Annotated in this window: 17 protein-coding genes; 5 read left to right on the plus strand and 12 right to left on the minus strand. The window is 61.6% G+C overall.

What is annotated here, in order from left to right:
• Positions 1 to 29 precede the first annotated feature (29 nt).
• The 11 genes from LFT46_RS13075 to LFT46_RS13125 form a co-directional block, all read right to left on the minus strand.
• On the minus strand, positions 30 to 1,469 hold the full coding sequence (locus LFT46_RS13075) for a M23 family metallopeptidase (protein ID WP_236798862.1): 1,440 nt from the start codon (positions 1,467 to 1,469) through the stop codon (positions 30 to 32).
• A 27-nt stretch (positions 1,470 to 1,496) separates the two neighbouring features.
• Positions 1,497 to 2,411, minus strand: a complete 915-nt coding sequence (gene ftsX, locus LFT46_RS13080; RefSeq protein WP_236798863.1) for a permease-like cell division protein FtsX — start codon at positions 2,409 to 2,411, stop codon at positions 1,497 to 1,499.
• The gene (gene ftsE / locus LFT46_RS13085; RefSeq protein ID WP_236798864.1) at positions 2,408 to 3,196 is read right to left on the minus strand and encodes a cell division ATP-binding protein FtsE; all 789 of its coding nucleotides are present in this window, start codon (positions 3,194 to 3,196) and stop codon (positions 2,408 to 2,410) included. The genes ftsX and ftsE overlap by 4 nt, the downstream gene beginning before the upstream one ends.
• A gap of 187 nt (positions 3,197 to 3,383) precedes the next feature.
• Complete coding sequence (prfB, locus tag LFT46_RS13090) at positions 3,384 to 4,499, minus strand: peptide chain release factor 2 (RefSeq protein ID WP_236798865.1); 1,116 nt, start codon at positions 4,497 to 4,499, stop codon at positions 3,384 to 3,386.
• A gap of 95 nt (positions 4,500 to 4,594) precedes the next feature.
• Complete coding sequence (locus LFT46_RS13095; RefSeq protein WP_236820040.1) at positions 4,595 to 5,041, minus strand: pilus assembly protein TadG-related protein; 447 nt, start codon at positions 5,039 to 5,041, stop codon at positions 4,595 to 4,597.
• On the minus strand, positions 5,038 to 5,463 hold the full coding sequence (locus LFT46_RS13100) for a hypothetical protein (RefSeq protein WP_236820042.1): 426 nt from the start codon (positions 5,461 to 5,463) through the stop codon (positions 5,038 to 5,040). The genes LFT46_RS13095 and LFT46_RS13100 overlap by 4 nt, the downstream gene beginning before the upstream one ends.
• A gap of 142 nt (positions 5,464 to 5,605) precedes the next feature.
• Positions 5,606 to 6,022, minus strand: coding sequence for a TadE family protein (locus tag LFT46_RS13105; RefSeq protein WP_236820044.1), 417 nt, complete (start codon positions 6,020 to 6,022; stop codon positions 5,606 to 5,608).
• A 3-nt stretch (positions 6,023 to 6,025) separates the two neighbouring features.
• Positions 6,026 to 6,322, minus strand: coding sequence for a hypothetical protein (locus LFT46_RS13110; RefSeq protein WP_236798869.1), 297 nt, complete (start codon positions 6,320 to 6,322; stop codon positions 6,026 to 6,028).
• A 74-nt stretch (positions 6,323 to 6,396) separates the two neighbouring features.
• Positions 6,397 to 7,338, minus strand: a complete 942-nt coding sequence (locus LFT46_RS13115; protein ID WP_236820046.1) for a type II secretion system F family protein — start codon at positions 7,336 to 7,338, stop codon at positions 6,397 to 6,399.
• Positions 7,335 to 8,192 carry a type II secretion system F family protein gene (locus tag LFT46_RS13120; protein ID WP_236798871.1) on the minus strand — a complete coding sequence of 286 codons (858 nt, stop codon included), beginning with the start codon at positions 8,190 to 8,192 and terminating at the stop codon, positions 7,335 to 7,337. Before LFT46_RS13120 ends, LFT46_RS13115 begins: the two co-directional genes overlap by 4 nt.
• Positions 8,189 to 9,412 carry a CpaF family protein gene (locus tag LFT46_RS13125; protein ID WP_236820048.1) on the minus strand — a complete coding sequence of 408 codons (1,224 nt, stop codon included), beginning with the start codon at positions 9,410 to 9,412 and terminating at the stop codon, positions 8,189 to 8,191. The genes LFT46_RS13120 and LFT46_RS13125 overlap by 4 nt, the downstream gene beginning before the upstream one ends.
• Positions 9,413 to 9,935: 523 nt before the next feature.
• Here LFT46_RS13125 and LFT46_RS13130 point away from each other — a divergent pair.
• Complete coding sequence (locus tag LFT46_RS13130) at positions 9,936 to 12,167, plus strand: hypothetical protein (RefSeq protein WP_236798881.1); 2,232 nt, start codon at positions 9,936 to 9,938, stop codon at positions 12,165 to 12,167.
• 615 nt (positions 12,168 to 12,782) lie between these two features.
• On the plus strand, positions 12,783 to 14,936 hold the full coding sequence (locus LFT46_RS13135; protein WP_236820050.1) for a GH25 family lysozyme: 2,154 nt from the start codon (positions 12,783 to 12,785) through the stop codon (positions 14,934 to 14,936).
• Between the two features lie 54 nt (positions 14,937 to 14,990).
• Here the strand turns inward: LFT46_RS13135 and rfbA are convergent, their stop codons facing one another.
• Positions 14,991 to 15,857: a glucose-1-phosphate thymidylyltransferase RfbA gene (gene rfbA / locus LFT46_RS13140; RefSeq protein ID WP_236798883.1), complete on the minus strand. Its 867-nt coding sequence runs from the start codon at positions 15,855 to 15,857 to the stop codon at positions 14,991 to 14,993.
• 55 nt (positions 15,858 to 15,912) lie between these two features.
• On the opposite strand from rfbA, the gene rfbB reads away from it, so the two are divergent.
• Genes rfbB through LFT46_RS13155 form a run of 3 tightly spaced genes read left to right on the plus strand, consistent with a single transcriptional unit; the run spans position 15,913 to position 19,067 of the window.
• The gene (rfbB, locus tag LFT46_RS13145) at positions 15,913 to 16,911 is read left to right on the plus strand and encodes a dTDP-glucose 4,6-dehydratase (protein WP_236798884.1); all 999 of its coding nucleotides are present in this window, start codon (positions 15,913 to 15,915) and stop codon (positions 16,909 to 16,911) included.
• A gap of 3 nt (positions 16,912 to 16,914) precedes the next feature.
• Positions 16,915 to 18,339: a sugar nucleotide-binding protein gene (locus LFT46_RS13150; RefSeq protein ID WP_236820052.1), complete on the plus strand. Its 1,425-nt coding sequence runs from the start codon at positions 16,915 to 16,917 to the stop codon at positions 18,337 to 18,339.
• On the plus strand, positions 18,336 to 19,067 hold the full coding sequence (locus tag LFT46_RS13155; protein ID WP_236798886.1) for a glycosyltransferase family 2 protein: 732 nt from the start codon (positions 18,336 to 18,338) through the stop codon (positions 19,065 to 19,067). The genes LFT46_RS13150 and LFT46_RS13155 overlap by 4 nt, the downstream gene beginning before the upstream one ends.
• The last annotated feature ends 8 nt before the right edge of the window (positions 19,068 to 19,075 follow it).

Genomic DNA, 19,075 nt, shown 5'->3' on the forward strand with positions numbered 1-19,075 from the left:
ATCCCAGTCTACGGCAGGGGTGTTCTCCCCTACAGCAGTCCCATGGGATCTACAGCCTTGCCGTTGAGCCATGTTTCGAAGTGGGCGTGGCAGCCGGTGGAGTTACCGGTGCTGCCGGAGTAGGCAATGAGCTGGCCTTGGGAGACGCGCTGCCCATTCGAGACGACGATGCTGGAGTTGTGGTAATAGATGGTGGTCAGGGTGTTCCCCTGCACCAGGCCATGATCAATCTTGACGCGCCACCCGCCACCGTCGGCGGAGTTCCAGCCGGAGCTAAAGACTTCCCCGGCCGCCGCCGCGTACACAGGGGTGCCACAGGCGGCACCGAAGTCGATTCCCGTGTGCATATAGCCGCCGGTGCCGTAGAAGTCGATCGTTCCCGGCGGAGTTGTGCGGTAGCCAAAGCCTGAGGTGATGGGGATGCTGCCGTCGAACGGGTGGCGGAGGCCAAAGGCCGACGGCGACCCTACCGCGGGCGGTACATACGGCTGAACGGGCGGCGCCGGGCGGTTCGCTGCCGCGGCTGCGGCTGCTGCAGCGGCGGCAGCTGCAGCAGCAGCCTCTGCCTGCCGGCGCTGCTCCGCTTCCCACGCCTCCCGGGCTTTTCGGTCACGTTCTGCGATTTCGTTGGCAACTTGGTTCTGGTTGGCTTGGACACCGGCAAGTTTGGCCTGAATTCCGGGCTTGGCGGCCTGGAGCTCAGCGTCAAGGCGCGTGGTATCCGCAATCAGTTGGTCTACCTGCGCCTTCTTCGCCGCAGCTTCGTCACGCGCCGCCTTTTCCCGTTCCAGAGCGGCGTCGGCTTTCGCCTTGAGGTCCTTGATTTCCACTTCCACGGCCTGAAGGCGGGCTTCAGAGTTTACGTTGGTGGCGTTCTGCTGGTTGAGCTTGTCCATGGCCGCGTTCTGGCTGCGCATGGCCTGGTCAGCCAGGTCCATGGTTTCAGTCAGGCTGCTGCCGCTGTTGGAGCCGAAGAACAGCGACAGGTTGGAGGGAACGCCGCCGGATTTGTAGGCTTGCGTGGCAATCTGGCCGATCAGTTTCTTGGTATCGGCGATCTTCTGCTTGTCCGTTTCAAGCTGCTGGGTGATCTTCGCCTTGTTCTGCTGGGCCATGTCCACACGCGCGGCCAGTGCCTCCGATTCCTTCACCGCGCTGGCCACGCGACCCTGCGCGTCGAGCAGCGCCTGCTGGGCACCCGGAAGCTGGCCCTGGTAAATCACCAGGTCCCCGGCGGCCTTTGCAATCCGGGAATCGACAAATTCGAGGGAAGCCTGCACGCGTGCGGCTTCTGCTTCGAGCGCAGCTTTGCGGTCCTCGAGGTCGTCGGCGAAGGCGACGGGCGTCGCAACGGCCATCCCCGCGGACAGCAGAATGGTGAGCACACCGCTGATGACCCCCAAACGGCGTCCGGCGGTCCGCCCTCGGCTGTGCCGAGGACGGGGCAAGGGTTGATCAATCAGGTTCATGGGCATTCCTTGGTCGGTGTGCACAGCCTAAACGCGCAAATATCTACGTAAGGTCAAGAGAGACGAAATTCCTGCCAAGGATCCGCCAAGGACCAGCAGCGCCGGAGCGAGGATCAGGGTCTGGCCGGATGAGATGAAGGCCGTATCGGGGTATTGCCGCGACATGTAGTCGCCGAGGAAGAACTGCGCCACCGCCCACAGGGTGCCCGAGGCCAGGGCAGCACCGATCACTGCTGCGATGACGCCTTCCAGGATGAACGGCAGCTGGATCACCGTTTTTGAGGCTCCCACGAGCCGCATGATTCCGGTTTCCCGGCGTCGGCTGAAGGCGGAGAGCCTGATGGTGGTGGCGATCAGCAGGATGGCGCAGACGATCATGACACCTGCGATGCCCACTGCCACCAAGGAGGCGCCGTTCATCACCGAGAACAGGCGTTCGAGCAACTGGCGCTGGTCAATGACCGTTTCCACGCCCGGCTGGGACGAGAACGTCTCGCTGATGATCTGGTACTTCTGTGGATCCTTCATGTTGATCCGGAACGATGCCGGCAGCTGGTCCGGCGTCACGGAATCGACGATGGGCGAATTGGAGAACTGGTCCTTGAAGTGCTTGTAGGCCTCATCCTTGGACTCAAACTGGAAGTCGTTGATGTACTGGGCCACAGCCGGGGACTCCAGGAGAGCGTTGAGGCCCTGTTGCTGCTCAGGGGTGACGGGCCCGGACGCGCAGCCCGGCGCCGTCGAACCTTCACTGCACAGGAAGATGGCCACCTGGACTTTGTCGTACCAGTAGCCTTTCATCTGGTTGATCTGCATCTGCAGCATGCCGGCGGCGCCCACGAAGGTAAGGGACACGAACGTCACCAGGATCACCGAGACCACCATGGAAAGGTTGCGGCGCAGGCCGCTGCCGATCTCGGACAGGATGAACGCGAGCCTCATCGCTGGGCCTCGCCTTCGGCACCGTTGCCCGGCAGGCCGCCGTCGGGCGTTTCCCTGCCGCTGGCGTCCTTCAGGCGGCGGGACTGGCCGACGACCGGAATCATCGATGTGTACAGGGCCTTGGCTTCGTCGCGGATCACAACGCCGTTCTTGAGCTCGACCACCCGCTTGCGCATCTCGTTGACGATGTCGTCATCGTGCGTGGCCATCACCACGGTGGTTCCGTTCTGGTTGATCTTGTCCAGCACGCCCATAATGCCCATGGAGGTGGTGGGGTCCAAGTTTCCGGTGGGTTCGTCAGCGAGGAGGATCCCGGGCCGGTTGACCACGGCTCGGGCGATGGCGACGCGCTGCTGCTCGCCGCCAGAAAGCTCGTGCGGCATGCGGTGTTCCTTGCCCTCAAGCCCTACCGTTTTGAGGACCTCGGGGACGGTGTCGCGGATAACGCTGCGGCTCTTGCCGATGACCTGCATGGCGAACGCTACGTTGGCGAACACATTCTTCTGCGGCAGGAGGCGGAAGTCCTGGAAGACGACGCCGATGCCCCGGCGGAGGCGCGGAACGCGCCAGCTGGAAATCTTGGCCACGTTCTGGCCGGCGACATAGACGGCACCGGAGGTGGCGCGGTCTTCCTTCAGAACGAGCCGGAGGAACGTCGACTTTCCGGAGCCGGAGGCGCCGACAAGGAAGGCGAATTCGCCGCGGTCAATCTCAAGGGTGACCGAATCCAGCGCCGGACGGGCTTTCTGGTCGTAAACCTTGGTGACATTTTCGAATCGGATCATGGCCCTAAGTACCCTGCAGGGCACGGCTGATTCTTCAGATGCAGCCCAGTTCTGCAGCCGGTGCACGGGTTTTCGTTTGGGGAAAGTAGGGCCCCGGCCCCTTGACTATACGCAAAACGTTCGGCGGTTGGCCGGGCTTCCAGGGGCGTGTCGCCGGATCAGCGGTCCCCGGGCCTTGGAGTGACGGCTACTTTTCGGCGTTCCGGTTGTCTGTTCGCCAGCGGATGCCGGCGTCGATGAAGTCATCAATTTCACCGTCGAACACTGCCGCGGTATTGCCCACCTCGTGCTCGGTCCGCAGGTCCTTAACCATTTGGTACGGGTTCAGGACGTAGGAGCGCATCTGGTCACCCCAGGATGCCTTGACGTCCCCGGCCAGCGCCTTCTTTTCCGCATCCTCCTGCTCCTTCTTCAAAAGCAGGAGGCGGGACTGCAGCACGCGCATGGCAGCTGCACGGTTCTGCAGCTGGGACTTTTCATTCTGCATGGACACCACGGTGCCCGTCGGGATATGGGTAAGGCGGACAGCGGAGTCGGTCGTGTTCACCGACTGGCCGCCAGGGCCGGATGAACGGAAGACGTCCACCCTGATTTCGTTGTCGGGGATGTCGATCGAGTCGGTCTGTTCGATCAGCGGAATGACTTCAACAGCAGCGAAGGAGGTCTGCCGGCGGCCCTGGTTATCAAAGGGGCTGATCCTGACGAGGCGGTGGGTCCCGGCTTCCACGCTCAGGGTCCCGTACGCGTAGGGCGCCTTCACCTCGAAAGTGGCGGACTTGAGTCCAGCCTCTTCCGCGTAGGAAGTATCCATGACGGTTGTAGGGTAGCCGTGCCGTTCCGCCCAGCGGAGGTACATGCGCATGAGCATCTCGGCAAAGTCTGCGGCATCAACGCCTCCTGCGCCCGCGCGAATGGAAACCACGGCTTCGCGCTCGTCGTACTCACCCGAAAGCAGTGTCACGACTTCCAGGTCCTTGAGGGCCTTCTTAATGGACTCAAGTTCGGCCGCGGCCTCCCCCATCGAGTCGGCGTCGTCCTCGTCCTGCCCGAGCTCAACCAGTACTTCCAGATCGTCGATCCGGGCCGCAAGATTGGTGAGGCGTTCCAGTTCCGACTGTCGGTGGGAGAGCCGCGAGGTGATTTTCTGTGCGGCCGCGGGATCGTCCCAAAGGTCGGGCTCCCCTGCCCGCTCGCTGAGTTCTGCGATGTCCTCCTTGAGTGCCTCCACGTCGGAAACGCGTTCAATGGACTCGTAGGTGGCGCGGAGCGCGCGGATTTCAGCGGAAAAATCAATATTGGCCATGGTGGTTTAAGCCTACGCTATCGGGGCATACCGCCCGGCCCGGCCCGTGAGCCGGTTCAGTGGCCCGTCGTCGCGACGGCCAGCCGGCCAACGCGTCAGCGGGTCAGCCGCGAACGCGCGGTTGATGTCGCCTCGATGCGGATGCCGTCAGGAACCAGGAAGTTCACTACGGGCGGGTGGACGGAGGCAGTGAGGACCACGACGGCAGTGGAACCGTCCGGCGTGCCCGTTGCCCCGGTGACAGCAAGGCTGGAAAACCGCTGCGAGGCGGGGCTCCTGGCGACGAAATCGGCGGCCACATTTCGGACCCGGGCGGGGTTGAGGACAGCGGATGGGCTTCCCCCCTCTGCTGAGACTTCCCCCAGTGTGTAGCTGTCGGCCGCAGCCAGGGACGCCGCATCCGCCAAGGACAGGAGACGCTTGTGCTCCAGGTACACCGCGGTTATGCCGATGACCACGGTCGCCACTAAAAGCGCCAGGAGCACGTAGCCGAGGATCATCACCATCAGCTGTCCGCTTTCATCCGGTTCCCTGCGTTTCACCGGTACCGACCGACGAGCTGGGTAGAAGATGCTTCTACCTCCGTTGCGGACAACCCTTCGGCAAACGGCACGAACGGCAGGGGCACGCCCAGCCTGACGGTCACGGTTACCGCAGTGCCCGCCGCCTGGCAGTCGGCGGGATTGCAGGTGGTGGTCATGGTGGCGCGGTCCGGCTGGTGCCCGAAGTCGGAAAGGGCAAGAGCCACCGCCCGCTCCGCTGTTGCCTGGGCCGTGGAGGAATCGGGCTGGGCGACAAACACCTTCGCTGCCTGGTCTGCGGCGCCCACCACCGCAAACGATCCTCCCTGGATTTGGCCAACCGTGATTACGAAGTACACGAGCGGGACCATCAGCAGGAGTGCAAGGAAGGTGAACTCGACTACCGCGCTTCCCTGTTCACTGGAACGCCGCTGCCGGTACACAGGCCCTTTGGATGTTTGATCCGACTCACAGTCCCGGTCGCTTTTGAAGCAGAGTGTCTCAGCCAGGCGCGCCTGGAGGCGCAGGCGGAGACTGGAACCAAACTGTACGTTGGCCCCGTCCAGTGACGTAGAGCGGGACCGATCAGGGCTGGATGGCGGCATGACCTTTCACCTCCAGCATGTCCCGCGGTCCTATCAGGCCGATGACGGGCATTGGAGACCTGACCGTCACCTCCAGTGTCCGCATACCTTGCACGCTTACTTCCTCGCTACTGACCTGCTCTGCAAAACCTTTGTTCAAGGCCATGCTTATGAGGCTGCGGGTTCGTTCCTCGGCGTCCGAGGCGGTGCGGTCAGCAAGGGTTCCATACCGTGCCCCTGATGCAGCCGCATCTATGAGCGTATTCCGGACATGCAGTACCAGGGTCAACTGGACGATCGCCAGAAAGAACATTGTCAGCAGCCCGCCTACCAGGACAAAGTCCACCACGGCCGAACCCCGCTCCCCGGGGCGGGACAAGTCCGGCTGCACCGCCGGACCGGGAGCGGACACCTCCATGGTTCAGTTTCCCACCTTGTCCATTGCCTGGTTGAACATCGCCTCCAGTGCTGGGCCTGCAAGCGCCAGCAGGGCGGCAACCAGGACAGCGGACATCAGGGTTATCATCACCCAGCCCGGAACGTCGCCGCGTTCAGGATCATCGCTGGGGTTCGCTACGGACAATTCGTCGTTATCCTGTCCGTGGCGGCCCTGCGCGGCGCGAAGCGGCTGCGGGCGGCCCCTCCGGGTCACCTGCAACTGGAGCAAAGCCGCAAGGCCAAGAAGCAGCATCACGAAGCGGGTTTCCATGGTTTTCATCTTGGTCCTATTCCTGTTTCCTTGACGGGGCATGCAGTTGTTGCTGAAGTGCGGGCCTTTGGTTTTGGCAGCCATCAGAAGCCCAGGTTGATGGCGGCGAGGCCGGGAAATACCGCGAATACGACGGTTAGGGGAAGCACCCCGAAAACCAAGGGCACCATCATTGCGATCTCCTTTTTCCCGGCAGCTTCCATCAGATCGCGCTTGGCTGAGTCGCGTACGTCCTGCGCCTGTGCGCGAAGCACGTCGGCCAAAGGTGTTCCTCTTTCCACCGCCACGATGATCCCGTCGACGAACCTGACCAGCGGTGCAAGGTCGGTGCGTGCAGAAAACTCCTGCAGGGCCACAACCAAGGGCTTGCCGGCTCTTGTCTCTGCGAGGATTTTCGAGAACTCTTTGGACAGCTCACCGTTGGCACTCCTGCACACACGATCCAAAGCGCCTGTTGCGCTCTCCCCCGCGCCAACAGCAAGGGCCATCAATTCGGCCAGGCTGGGAAACTCTGCCATCATCCGTGTTTCCCGCCGGCGGACTTGGGCGCCCAGCCAGTAGTCCCGCAGTACGAAACCTGCTGCGGCACTGCCGATAACCACTGCGGCCGCAAAGACCGGGCTGAACCTACCGGCGGCTGCTCCGACCAGGACGACGATCAGAGAGACGCCAAACCCGGCCGCCGCCCACAGCAATTGTTCTGCACGGAAATCAAGCGGCGATTTGTCCAATCCCGCCTGCGCGAGCCGACGTCCCGTGGCCCCGGGTGCGGGATTGAGCTTCCCCAAGGTGGTGAGCCAGTCCCGGAAAACCGGCCGGAGAATCCGTTCAAGCGGTCCGAACGGCGTTAGATTCTGCTCCCCACTGCGCAGAAGCCGCGATTCCAGGTTCTGGGACTTCAGCTGGGGCTCAATCCGCTCAGACAACGTTATGGGGCGCATGGGAGGAGACCGGAAGATAACGAGCCACAAGCCGAAGCCCAGGGCAATTCCGCAGATTACGGCGGCGGGGGAAAGACTCGTCAACGCAGCACCCTTTCGTCCTGCGGCAGGGCCCCGATCTTCAACATCACGGTGTAGCAAACCAGCGAGACCACCAGCCCACCAAGCAGCACGGCGGCGCCCAGGGGCGTGTTGTAGGCCTGTATCGCTTCCGGTCTGGTCGCCAGCAGAATCATGACGATCCAGGGCGCAGCAACTGCGAGGCGGGCGGCATTTATGGTCCACGACTGGCGTGCCTCAAGTTCACTGCGGGTCCGGGCATTTTCCCTCAGGAACTCTGCCAGGGTCCCCAGGAGTTTTCCCAGGTCTGAGCCGCCCACTTCCCGCGTCAGCCGGAGTGCTTCGATAATCCGGTCAGCCACGGGGTCGGCGAGCCGCTGTTTCAGCTTGTTCAGCGAACCATCGAATTGGCCACCGGCCCGGTAGTCAGCCCCAAACTCCCGGAAGAGCGGCCGCAGTTCCTCGGGCCCTTTGTCTCCAAGCTGGATAAGCGCCTCAGGCAGCGGCAGGCCTGCACGGATTGCGGATCGGAGGTGGTCAACAACGTCAGGCCACAGTTGACGCAGCATGGCCGTCCTCTTTTTAGCGCGCCACCGCAGAAGGGTGATTGGCAGCCACCCGCCGAAAAGGCCGAAGCAGCAGGCGATGGGCCAGGAACGGCTGAGACCATAGAAGACCAGGGCCACAAATGCCCCGAGCCCAAGGCAAGTCCCAACCAAACCGCGGGGTGAGACTTTATCCACTCCGGCGCCGACGAGCAGGTCTGCCAGCCGGCCCGGCTTGCGCTCCCGCTTTGCAGAGTCAGGCGTTTGCCAACAGGACCACCAAATGAGGAAGAAGCCAACCCCCGCCGTAGTTCCCACCAGGGCCGCGATCATCGCGGATCCAGCAGCGCGGCGACGTCGTACCCTGCCTTCGAAAGCTTCTCCGCTGCAGGCATAGCGTTTGCCCGGGGCTGCAGGACCCCGTTTTCCATGGCGAAGACCAATGAGGATTCGATAATGCCGTTTTCCACGCGGCGTCCCAATGACAGGACTTGGGTTACTTGCCGCCGCCCATCGGCGTGCCGGCTGCAGTGCACCACTAGGTCTATGCACGATGCAACGGTGGGGACCACGAACGCACTGGATATGTTCTCCCCCGCGAGCAAAGGAAGGGTGCAGATTTTGGTTACTGCATCGTGTGCCGAGTTGGCGTGGACAGTACACATACCGGGAAGTCCGCTATTGAGTGCGATCAGCATGTCCAGGCTCTCAGCTTCCCGCACCTCCCCCACCACCAAACGGTCCGGGCGCATGCGCAGAGCCTCCTTCACTAGTCGGCGAAGTGGAATTTCGCCCTCACCTTCGAGGTTCGGCTGCCTGCACTGCAGGCCTACGACGTCCCTGAGGGGGAACTGAAGCTCGAAGATTTCCTCGACGGTGATGACGCGCTCCCGACTTCCGATGCTGGCCGCCAAGCAGTTCAGCATGGTTGTCTTGCCTGCCTGCGTTGCCCCGGAAACGAGGATGTTGAGGCCGCTGGAAACTGCCGCGCCAAGAAAGCGCGCAGCTTGTGGGGTCAGGGTTCCCAACTCCACAAGATGTTCAAGACGGCTGGCTTTTACGACAAATTTACGAATGTTCACGGCCCAGTGGCGGCGCGTGACGTCCGGAATGACAACATGGAGCCTGGAGCCGTCGGGCAGCGCTGCATCCACAAAGGGCGACGACATATCCAGCCTTCTGCCGGAGCTTTTGAGCATGCGTTCCACCAGATCCCGCACCTGCTGCTCGGAAAGGCTGAGCGACGTCAGCTCTGACTCGCCGTTGCGTGCGACATAGATTTCATTGGGGGCGTTGAGCCAGATCTCTTCAATCGATGGATCATCGAGGAGGGGTTGAAGTACGCCGAACCCTGCGACGGCGTCGAAAAGGAACCGACGCGCTGCGTCAAGAGGGCCAAGGGGCGGAAGAGGTCCCATGAGGGCCCGTTCGTCGTAGTCAGTGACTGCGGCTTCGACCAATCGACGGACCTCGCCTGCCTGCCTGAGCGGGTCCAGCCCGCGGCGGCGAATGAGCTCGCGGACTTCGTCCTCGACTATTCCCAGCGCGTCCATATGTTCCCCCATACAACTGCCGCCCCCGGCGGAGGCAGTGCGACTGAGGTCCAGCCTAAGGAGCCGGTCCTGCCACAACAAGTCAAATGACAAGGCTGTGGACAAACCGAACAATGCAGAACGATCAGTACCCTGAGTACCTTGGCCCCGTGGACCGGTAGGCAGCCCTCTCCAAGTGGAGTACTCACTACCCGTGTGCCAAGTGTTGCAGGAGGGATTAATGGTGAGCGGGGGCACCAGCTTCCTTAGGGACCTGGACGCAGCAGCGTTGGGGCTGATTGTTAGGAGAATCGTGAAGAGACGCATGACGCGCGCCCTGGGCCAAGGACTGGCAACAGTTCTTGTTGTCTCTGGGCTGGCAACAGTATTTGGGGCGCCAGCCGGCGCGGCAGCCCCAACAGTGGCTGCGCCGGCCCCAACGTATGGTTTTCCCAGCGTGACATATACCGGGTCTGGGCAGGCAGCCACGGAAGAGAAGCCTCAGAGCAAGCTCTGGTGGAACGATGGCTCCTGGTGGGCTGACATGTGGACCACTGGAAGCGGATGGCGAATCTACAAGCTTGATCGCACCGCAGAAAAGTGGGTTGACACCGGGGTTGCCATAGACAGCCGAACCAACACACTTGCAGACACCCTATGGGACGGCACGCACCTGTACGTCGCCTCCCATGTCGTCACAACATCAACCGAGAACGCTCCAGTTGCTTCTCTACCCAACCAACCTGCCAGGCTCTACCGGTACAGCTATGCAAACGGGAAGTACACGCTGGACTCCGGGTTCCCCACTACCATCACCACTGACAGCAGTGAAACGATGACCATCGACAAGGACAGCACGGGGGCCATTTGGGCTACGTGGACCCACGTCACAGGTGACGCAACTGCGGGATACACCAACAGCGTGATGGTCAACAGTTCCGCGGCCGGTGGCACGAACTGGGGCACGCCCGCGGTCCTCCCTGTTAACAACGTGCACCCCACGCCGGATGATATTTCCGCCGTTGTGGCGTTTGGCAAGAAGCAGATCGGGGTGATGTGGTCCGACCAGTCCACAGGTTCTGTTTGGTGGGCTACCCACACGGATGGCCAGTCGGCCGGCTCCTGGAAGGCCCAGCCCGCAGTGCAGGGGAAGGGCATCGCAGACGACCACCTCAACCTCAAGTCCCTGCAAGCGGACAGCGCTGGCCGGGTATTCGCCGCCGTTAAGACAAGCCTCGATGAAACTGCCACGGACAAGACGCTTCCGCAGCTGCAGCTTCTGGTTTTCAAGCCTGGTACAGGGTCCTTCTCACGGTCCACCATCTCCACGCTGGCTGACTGCGAAACCCGGCCACAAATCGTGCTTGATCCTGAAAACAACAAGGTGCACGCGTTCCAGACGGGGCCGGCGACGTCAGCCAGTGGCTGCCCGTACACCGGCGTTTCGGGCGCCATCTACCAAAAGACCGCCGACATGGACAATCCTGTCTTTGCATCCGGCCGTGGGACTCCTGTTATCCAGGATGGCTCTTCACTGAACATGAACAACGTGAGCACCAGTAAGCAACCGGTCAACAGCACCACGGGCATCGTGGCTCTGGCCACCGATGACGTGGCCAAGCGCTACTGGTTCGCCGATCTGCCTGTTGCTGGCGGCAAGACGGCCACGGCACCGGGAACATTCGTTCCGGTCACGCCAAAGCGGTTCCTGGATACGAGGACATCCTCAAAAGTGGGACCTGGAGGTACCGTGTCCTTCCAGGTGGCCGGTGCCTCAGGGATTCCGGCGAACGTCTCGTCAGTCGTGTTCAACCTGACCGTGACAGAACCGGAGGCGAACGGATTCATTTCGGCCTACCCCTCACTCACAAGCGCTCCTGCGACGTCGAATGTGAACTATGGGAAAGGCCAGACTGTGCCGAACCTGGTAACTGTGCCAGTGGGTAGCGACGGCAAGGTAACGCTCAAGAACTCCTCCACCGGTGCAACCCAGTTGGTAGCTGACGTCAGCGGGTACTACCTCGGAGGTACCCCGGCTGTACCCGGCGCACTTGTCCCGGTCGGACCCTCGCGGTTGCTGGATACCCGGTCCTCCTCCCCTGTTGCGGCCCATGCCACGATGTCCTTCCAGGTAGGCGGCAGCTCCGGCATCCCGGACAAGGTTTCCGCGGTGGTGTTCAACCTGACGGTCACCCAGCCGCAATCCGATGGGTTCATCACCGCCTATCCTTCCGGCGGCGCTGCACCCAATGCCTCGAACGTCAACTATGCGCCGAACCAGACCGTACCCAACCTGGTCACCGTGCCAGTGGGCGCTGACGGCAAAGTGAACCTCACAAACAACTCCAACGGCTCAGCACAACTTGTGGCTGACGTCTTTGGCTACTACATTGCCGGGACACCCACCGCGGCTGGAGCTTTTGTGCCGGTAGGACCGTCCCGGTTCCTCGACACACGCCTTTCCACCGGGCCCGTTGCGACCAACACCTCGGCTACGTTCCAGGTAGCCGGCGCCTCGGGCATTCCTGCCTCTGTTGCAGGTGTGGTCTTCAACCTGACGGTGACAGAACCTACCTCCAACGGTTTCATCACCGCATACCCGTCCGGGCAGGCTGTACCGAACGCCTCCAACGTCAACTTCGGCAAGAGCCAAACAGTGCCGAACTTGGTGGTGGTTCCGGTGGGTTCCGACGGCAAGGTGAGCCTTAGGAACAGCTCCACCGGGGGGACTGTGCAGCTGGTGAGCGATGTCAGCGGCTACTTCCTCGGGGGTTAGCACGAAACCTCCTGCCTTGGCAGGATAGGGCATGAAATAAGACGTCGGGGGAAGGGCAGGACGCCTTTCCCCCGACGTCTTTGTGCTCCTGCTTTAGACAACTTGTAGCCGGCGGCCTACCCCCGGGACTTCCGCGGTCTTCACAGCTGCAACCTGCACAACACTGGTCCCAGTAGTAACAGGATGCTATGGTGAGCGCGTTATTTAACGAAATAGCACTATCAGGGGACTTCCTGGGGGAAATCGCCTGAGCAGTATCCAAAGGGCGCTCGGGGGAGCGTCGCAATTTCTCCGGAGCAAAAAATGAAGCGGAACCTGTCTCAGTCCCGTCGCCTGGCCCTGAAACCCTTAGGGGTGCTCGTCCTTGCCTGCTCGCTGACGCTGGGTCCCGGCATTAGCGGTGCAGCTTTCGCGGTGGACTCCAATCCTTCGCCTACTCCTTCACCATCAATAAGCGGGACAGCTGCTGGGACCGCCCCTTCGTCGTCTCCCGCCCCGTCACCCGAGGCCTCAGTCCCCGCCTCTTCGCCCGCAGCCAGCGCGGCCCCGGCGCCGACGGCGCCGACGGCGCCACCGGCGCAGTCCATGGCTGAGGCCGTCGGGAAGGGCGCTCAGATGGGCCAGCGGTCAGCCCGGGTAACATCGTCGTCCAGCACCTCCGCTGTCCAGCGACTCAGTACCGAGTCGCTGGCGACCCAAGGGACATGGACGCCCACCTTTGGAATCCAGGGACTTGACGTCAGCGGTTACCAGCCCAACGTCGACTGGCAGCAGCAGTGGAACATGGGTGCACGATTTGCTTATGTAAAGGCCAGCGAGGGCAATTACATGACGAATGACCAGTTCAGCCCGCAGTACCAGGGCTCCAGGAACGTCGGAATGATCCGCGGTGCCTACCACTTTGCCATCCCAAACTGGTCATCAGGCGCCGACCAGGCCCGGTACTTTGTAGCAAACGGCGGCGGATGGTCCGCCGACGGGTACACCATGCCGCCGGTCCTCGATTTCGAGTTCAATCCCTATGAGGGCCGGACCATCAACGGTTTCTACTTTGGAAACACCTGCTACAACATGACTCCCGGGCAGCTGGCGTCCTGGGTACAGGACTTTGGAAACACCATGAGGTCCTTGACCGGCCGGCTTCCGGCGATCTACACGAACACAATCTGGTGGAACCAGTGCCTTGGAAACCCTGCGGGCTTCGGTGACTACCCCCTGTGGGTGGCAGCCTACCCCGGAGCGCCCACCAACGATGCCGGGGCAGTCCCGACAGGCAGTTGGAGCACCTACAGCATGTGGCAATACAGCAGCACAGGGCCATTTGCGGGCGACTCCAACGTATGGAACGGCGACTATCCATCCCTGCAGCGGTTTGCAGGTGCGGCGCTTCCAACAGGAAGCTTCGACTCCCTGTCCGTGACAGGCAGCGGCACCCAATTTGCGCTGCGCGCGCGGGGCTGGTCGGTTGATCTTGCCAACACCGCCGCCTCGAACCAAACACACGTCTACGTCACGTCACCGGACGGCAGCACCACGGGTTACGCCTGGACAGCCAATGCCTCAAGACCTGATGTTGACCAGGCCCTGGGCTACGGGCCCAACCACGGTTTCGACGGATCTGTGCCTATCACCCGCTCAGGAACATACACTGCATGTGCCTACTCGATCGGCACGTATGGCAACACGCCCCTGGGCTGCAAGAGCGTAAGCGCTACAGGAATTGGCGTGCCTGTAGGCAGCTTCGACAGCCTCACGCAAAACCGAACCGTGGACAAGGTCACACTGCAGCTCAAAGGGTGGGCGGCTGACCAGGCCAATCCCTCAACGTCCTCGTATACAGACGCCTACGTGACAGCTCCGAACGGAACCACCACCGGCTACCGCATGACCGCAAACACTTCCAGGCCAGACGTGCAGTCAGCGACAGGCCTGGGTTCCAACCACGGTTTCGACTATCAGGTCCCCGTAACAGCTCCGGGATCTTACAAGGTCTGCACGTATGCGATAGGCCAGAATGCAAACACTCCCTTGGGTTGCAGGACTATAAGCGTCGATGCGAATCCGTCCCCCATTGGCAGTTACGACACCCTGACCATCACCCAAGCCACCAACTCGGCGGCCCTTCAGGTCACCGGTTGGGCCCTGGATCCCACCCAGCCCGCCACCAGCATTCCCGTCAACGTGTACATTTCCGCCAAAGACGGAACCGCGGTGACGAGCCCTACACCTGTGAACGTCACGGCCAACCTGAAAAGGCCAGATGTGAACTCCGCACTGGGGACAGTGGGTGACCATGGTTTCCAGGCCGCACTTCCCATCAACTCGACCGGCACCTATTCGGTCTGCGTCCAGGCTGCTGGCGTGGCACCTGTCTCCAACGGGCCCACCCTACTTGGATGCAGGAACTTCTCCGTTTCCTCTACGCCGCCCACCATGGGATTCCTCGACAGCGCCGGCATCCAGGTGTCCAATGGGCAGGCTGCGGTCGTAACCCAGGGCTGGACACTGGACCCTGCATTGCCCGGCATTTCCAATCCTGTTCACGTCTACGTCACGTACCCGGACGGGAGCACCAGAGGATATCCCTTCACTGCCAATCTCAAGCGGCCGGATGTCAACAGCGCCCTGCAGACGGTGGGTGACCACGGCTACTCGACATCTGTCCCAATCACCGCCCGCGGCCAATACCGCGTCTGCACTTACGGGGTTGCGGTCTCAATGTTTGCTGCGTACAACTCCCAGTTGGGATGCCGCTCGTTGACTTACTAGGACACGATTAAGGGGGGTGAAGCCGCGGCTTCACCCCCCTTAATCGTGTCCAGGCTACTTTTCAGCCAGGAGCTCCAACAGGTAAGCCCCGTAACCGCTCTTGACCAAGGGCTCGGCCCGTTCGCGGAGTTCGTCGTCGCTCAGGAACCCGAGCCGCCACGAAATCTCCTCGGGGGCACCAATTTTCAGGCCCTGCCTGTTCTCGACGGTTCGGATGAAGTTCGAGGCATCATTGAGGTCATTGAAGGTGCCCGTATCAAGCCAAGCGGTTCCACGCGGCAAAATTTCGACCTGCAGCTTACCGGCCTCCAGATAGATCCGGTTTACGTCGGTGATTTCCAGTTCCCCACGGGCAGAGGGCTTCAGGTTCTTGGCGATATCAACAACATTGTTGTCATAGAAATACAGCCCTGGAACCGCATAATGGCTCTTCGGAGCCGCTGGCTTCTCCTCCAGCGACAGGGCCTTGCCATTGTCGTCGAACTCCACCACACCGTAGGCGGAGGGATCCTTGACCCAGTACCCAAAGACCGCTCCGCCGTCGATGGTCTTGAAACGGCGCAGCTGGGTCCCCATGCCCTGGCCGTAGAAGATGTTGTCGCCCAGCACCAGTGCGACGCTGTCATCGCCGATGTGGTCGGCGCCGAGGACAAAGGCCTGGGCCAATCCATCGGGCGAAGGCTGCTGCTTATAGGTGATGGAAACACCGAAACGGGACCCGTCTCCCAGCAAGCGTTCAAACTGCTCCGCGTCGTGGGGCGTCGTGATGATGAGGATGTCCCGGATACCTGCAAGGATCAACGTTGACAGCGGGTAGTAGATCATCGGCTTGTCGTAGACCGGTACCAACTGCTTGCTGACACCCAGCGTGATGGGATGAAGCCTGGAGCCGGTTCCGCCGGCAAGTATTATTCCGCGCATGCCCCCATCTTTCCCTTCGCTTAGGGCAGCGGCAAATCCGGTAGTCTAGGGAATTATGCAGCGACTTCTAGTGACCGGCGGAGCCGGCTTTATCGGCTCGAACTTTGTCCACTACGTTATCGAAAACACCGAAGACCACGTCACTGTTCTGGACAAGCTGACCTACGCGGGCAACCTTGAGTCGTTGCAGGGCCTTCCGCAGGAACGCTTCAACTTCGTTCAGGGAGACATTGCAGACGCCGGGCTTGTAGATGCCCTTGTGGCCGACACCGATGTAGTTGTCCATTACGCTGCGGAGTCCCACAACGACAACTCCCTCCACGACCCCCGCCCGTTCCTGGACACCAACATCATCGGCACCTACACACTGATCGAAGCAGCCCGCAAGCACAACAAGCGCTTCCACCACATTTCGACTGACGAGGTCTACGGAGACCTGGAACTGGATGACCCGGAGCGCTTCACGGAGCAAACTCCCTACAACCCGTCCAGCCCGTACTCCTCCACCAAGGCCGGATCCGACCTTCTGGTCAGGGCATGGGTACGATCCTTCGGCCTGCAGGCCACCATCAGCAACTGCTCCAATAACTACGGGCCGTACCAGCACGTGGAAAAGTTCATTCCCCGGCAAATCACCAACGTGATCGACGGGATCCGTCCCAAGCTCTACGGCAAGGGCGAAAATGTCAGGGACTGGATCCACGCCAATGACCATTCCTCAGCTGTGCTGGCCATCATCGCCAAGGGAACCATCGGCGAAACGTACTTGATCGGGGCTGACGGAGAGAAGAACAACAAAGAAGTTGTCGAACTGATCCTTAAGCACATGGGGCAGTCCGCTGACGCGTACGACCACGTGGTTGACCGCCCCGGCCACGACCTGCGGTACGCCATTGACTCCACCAAGCTTCGCAATGAGCTCGGGTGGGAGCCCAGGTTCTCCAATTTCGATGAGGGGATCGAAAACACCATCGCGTGGTACCGGGAAAACGAGGCTTGGTGGCGTCCGCAGAAAGCCGCCACCGAGGCCAAGTACAAGGAACAGGGCCAGTAACAAATGTCCCTGGAGTTCTCGAAAAAGCTTGCCGCCCACCAAACCCCCATTCCCGGCGTCGTCCTCTATGACCTTCCGGTCCATGGTGACAACCGGGGCTGGTTCAAGGAGAACTGGCAGCGGGAAAAAATGGTGGCCCTTGGGCTGCCCGACTTCCGGCCGGTCCAGAACAACATCTCCTACAACGAAAAGGCCGGCACCACCCGCGGGATCCACGCGGAGCCTTGGGACAAGTTCATCTCGGTTGCTACCGGCCGTATTTTCGGGGCATGGGTGGACCTGCGTGAAGGGCCCTCCTTTGGGGCCGTCTTCACGGCGGAGCTTGATCCAAGCCAGGCCATCTTCATTCCACGGGGTGTTGGCAACGCCTTCCAGACACTCGAGGACAACACGGCCTACACGTATCTGGTGAATGACCACTGGTCCGCGGACGCCCAGGGTCAGTACACTTTCCTCAACCTGGCGGATGAGACAGCGGCGATACAGTGGCCCATTCCCCTTGCCCAGGCCGAGCTCTCCGATAAGGACAAGGCGCACCCACGGATGGCGGACGTCGCGCCGATGCCCGCCAAGAAGATCCTTGTAGTGGGCGCGGACGGACAACTGGGCAAAGCACTGCGCAGGACGTACGACGGCGACACAACAGTTGAGTTCGCAAGCCGGGCGGAGTTTGACCTCACCAGCGAGGCAAGCTTCGCGGGCAGGAACTGGAAGAACTACTCCGCCATCATCAACGCTGCCGCCTACACCGCCGTCGACGCCGCAGAAACGGCAGAAGGCCGGAGCGCCTCCTGGTCCATCAACGTTGCCGCGGTGGCGCACCTGGCGCGCACCGCCGTCGAACATAACCTCACTTTGGTCCATGTCTCTTCGGACTATGTCTATGACGGAACTTTGGACAGCCACGACGAGGACGAGTCCTTCACGCCCCTGGGCGTCTATGGGCAAACCAAGGCGGCCGGGGATGCGGTGGTCAGCGTCGTTCCCCGCCATTACATCGTCAGGACGAGCTGGGTTATCGGGGAAGGCAACAACTTTGTCCGCACCATGGCAAGCCTCGCGCGCCAAGGCGTCAAACCCTCAGTCGTCAACGACCAAAAGGGCCGGCTGAGTTTCACCGAAGACATCGCGGCCTTCATCCGACACCTGCTGGATGGGGACGCGGCCTACGGGACCTACAACTTCAGCAATGAAGGTCCGGTGAAAAGCTGGGCGGATATCGCTGGAGACGTTTATGAGCAATCCGGGGCAGCCCGGAGTGACGTAACGGGCGTCACGACCGCCGAGTACTTCAAGGACAAAGCAGCGGCTCCCCGGCCGCTCAACAGCTACCTGAAGCTGGTGAAGGCGCAGTCGACAGGGTTTGAGATCCCCGACGCCGAGTCGAGGCTAAGCGCCTACCTGAAGGCGGAAAACGATAAAGCATGACTCCCGCAGAGCAAGCCCACCGCACCCTGGTGATCATGCCGGCCTGGAATGAATCGGAGTCCATCGGCAACACCATCCGGGAAGTGTTCGAGTTTGGCCCCGACTGCAGCGTCCTCGTAGTGGACGACGGTTCACGCGACAACACTGCGCAGGTCGCCCGTGCGGCGGGTGCGCTGGTCGTGCAGCTCCCTTTCAACATGGGTGTGGGCGGCGCCATGAGGACCGGTTTTAAGTACGCCAAGATGCACGGCTACTCGCAAGTCATTCAGGTCGACTCCGATGGCCAGCACGATCCACGCGATATCAAGGCCGTGCTCGACGGGCTCCAGGAAGCCGACATCGTCATTGGTGCCCGCTTCGCGGAAAAAGGAAATTACACTGTCCGGGGGCCCCGCAAGTGGGCCATGAATGTTCTGGCCTGGACCATTTCCCGGATCGCGGGCACCCGGCTCACAGACGTGACGTCGGGTTTTCGCGCTGCCAATGCCAAGGCCATTCGACAGTACGTGGACCACTACCCGGCCGAATACCTGGGTGACACGATCGATTCACTGGTCGTAGCCATCCGGTCAGGATGTACGGTGCGCCAGGTTGGGGTTTCGATGCGGGAACGCCAAGGCGGCACTCCCAGCCACGATCCGGTCAAGGCCGCCATCTATCTGGGCCGGTCAGCATTCGCCCTCCTCTTCGCTTTGACGCGCAAGAGGAATGAACCGTCGTCCAACTAGGAGTTTCC

Source organism: Arthrobacter sp. FW306-07-I (assembly GCF_021800405.1).
In the GTDB taxonomy this organism is placed as follows: Bacteria; Actinomycetota; Actinomycetes; order Actinomycetales; family Micrococcaceae; genus Arthrobacter.

Excerpts from the sequence above, each read along its gene's own strand:
- LFT46_RS13135 (WP_236820050.1), top strand. The coding sequence starts at position 12,783 with ATGGGCCAGCGGTCAGCCCGGGTAACATCGTCGTCCAGCACCTCCGCT.
- LFT46_RS13130 (WP_236798881.1), top strand. The coding sequence starts at position 9,936 with ATGTGGACCACTGGAAGCGGATGGCGAATCTACAAGCTTGATCGCACC.
- rfbA (WP_236798883.1), bottom strand. The coding sequence starts at position 15,857 with ATGCGCGGAATAATACTTGCCGGCGGAACCGGCTCCAGGCTTCATCCC.
- LFT46_RS13150 (WP_236820052.1), top strand. The coding sequence starts at position 16,915 with ATGTCCCTGGAGTTCTCGAAAAAGCTTGCCGCCCACCAAACCCCCATT.
- LFT46_RS13110 (WP_236798869.1), bottom strand. The coding sequence starts at position 6,322 with ATGAAAACCATGGAAACCCGCTTCGTGATGCTGCTTCTTGGCCTTGCG.
- LFT46_RS13075 (WP_236798862.1), bottom strand. The coding sequence starts at position 1,469 with ATGAACCTGATTGATCAACCCTTGCCCCGTCCTCGGCACAGCCGAGGG.
- rfbB (WP_236798884.1), top strand. The coding sequence starts at position 15,913 with ATGCAGCGACTTCTAGTGACCGGCGGAGCCGGCTTTATCGGCTCGAAC.
- LFT46_RS13125 (WP_236820048.1), bottom strand. The coding sequence starts at position 9,412 with ATGGACGCGCTGGGAATAGTCGAGGACGAAGTCCGCGAGCTCATTCGC.
- LFT46_RS13120 (WP_236798871.1), bottom strand. The coding sequence starts at position 8,192 with ATGATCGCGGCCCTGGTGGGAACTACGGCGGGGGTTGGCTTCTTCCTC.
- LFT46_RS13105 (WP_236820044.1), bottom strand. The coding sequence starts at position 6,022 with ATGGAGGTGTCCGCTCCCGGTCCGGCGGTGCAGCCGGACTTGTCCCGC.
- ftsX (WP_236798863.1), bottom strand. The coding sequence starts at position 2,411 with ATGAGGCTCGCGTTCATCCTGTCCGAGATCGGCAGCGGCCTGCGCCGC.
- prfB (WP_236798865.1), bottom strand. The coding sequence starts at position 4,499 with ATGGCCAATATTGATTTTTCCGCTGAAATCCGCGCGCTCCGCGCCACC.
- ftsE (WP_236798864.1), bottom strand. The coding sequence starts at position 3,196 with ATGATCCGATTCGAAAATGTCACCAAGGTTTACGACCAGAAAGCCCGT.
- LFT46_RS13155 (WP_236798886.1), top strand. The coding sequence starts at position 18,336 with ATGACTCCCGCAGAGCAAGCCCACCGCACCCTGGTGATCATGCCGGCC.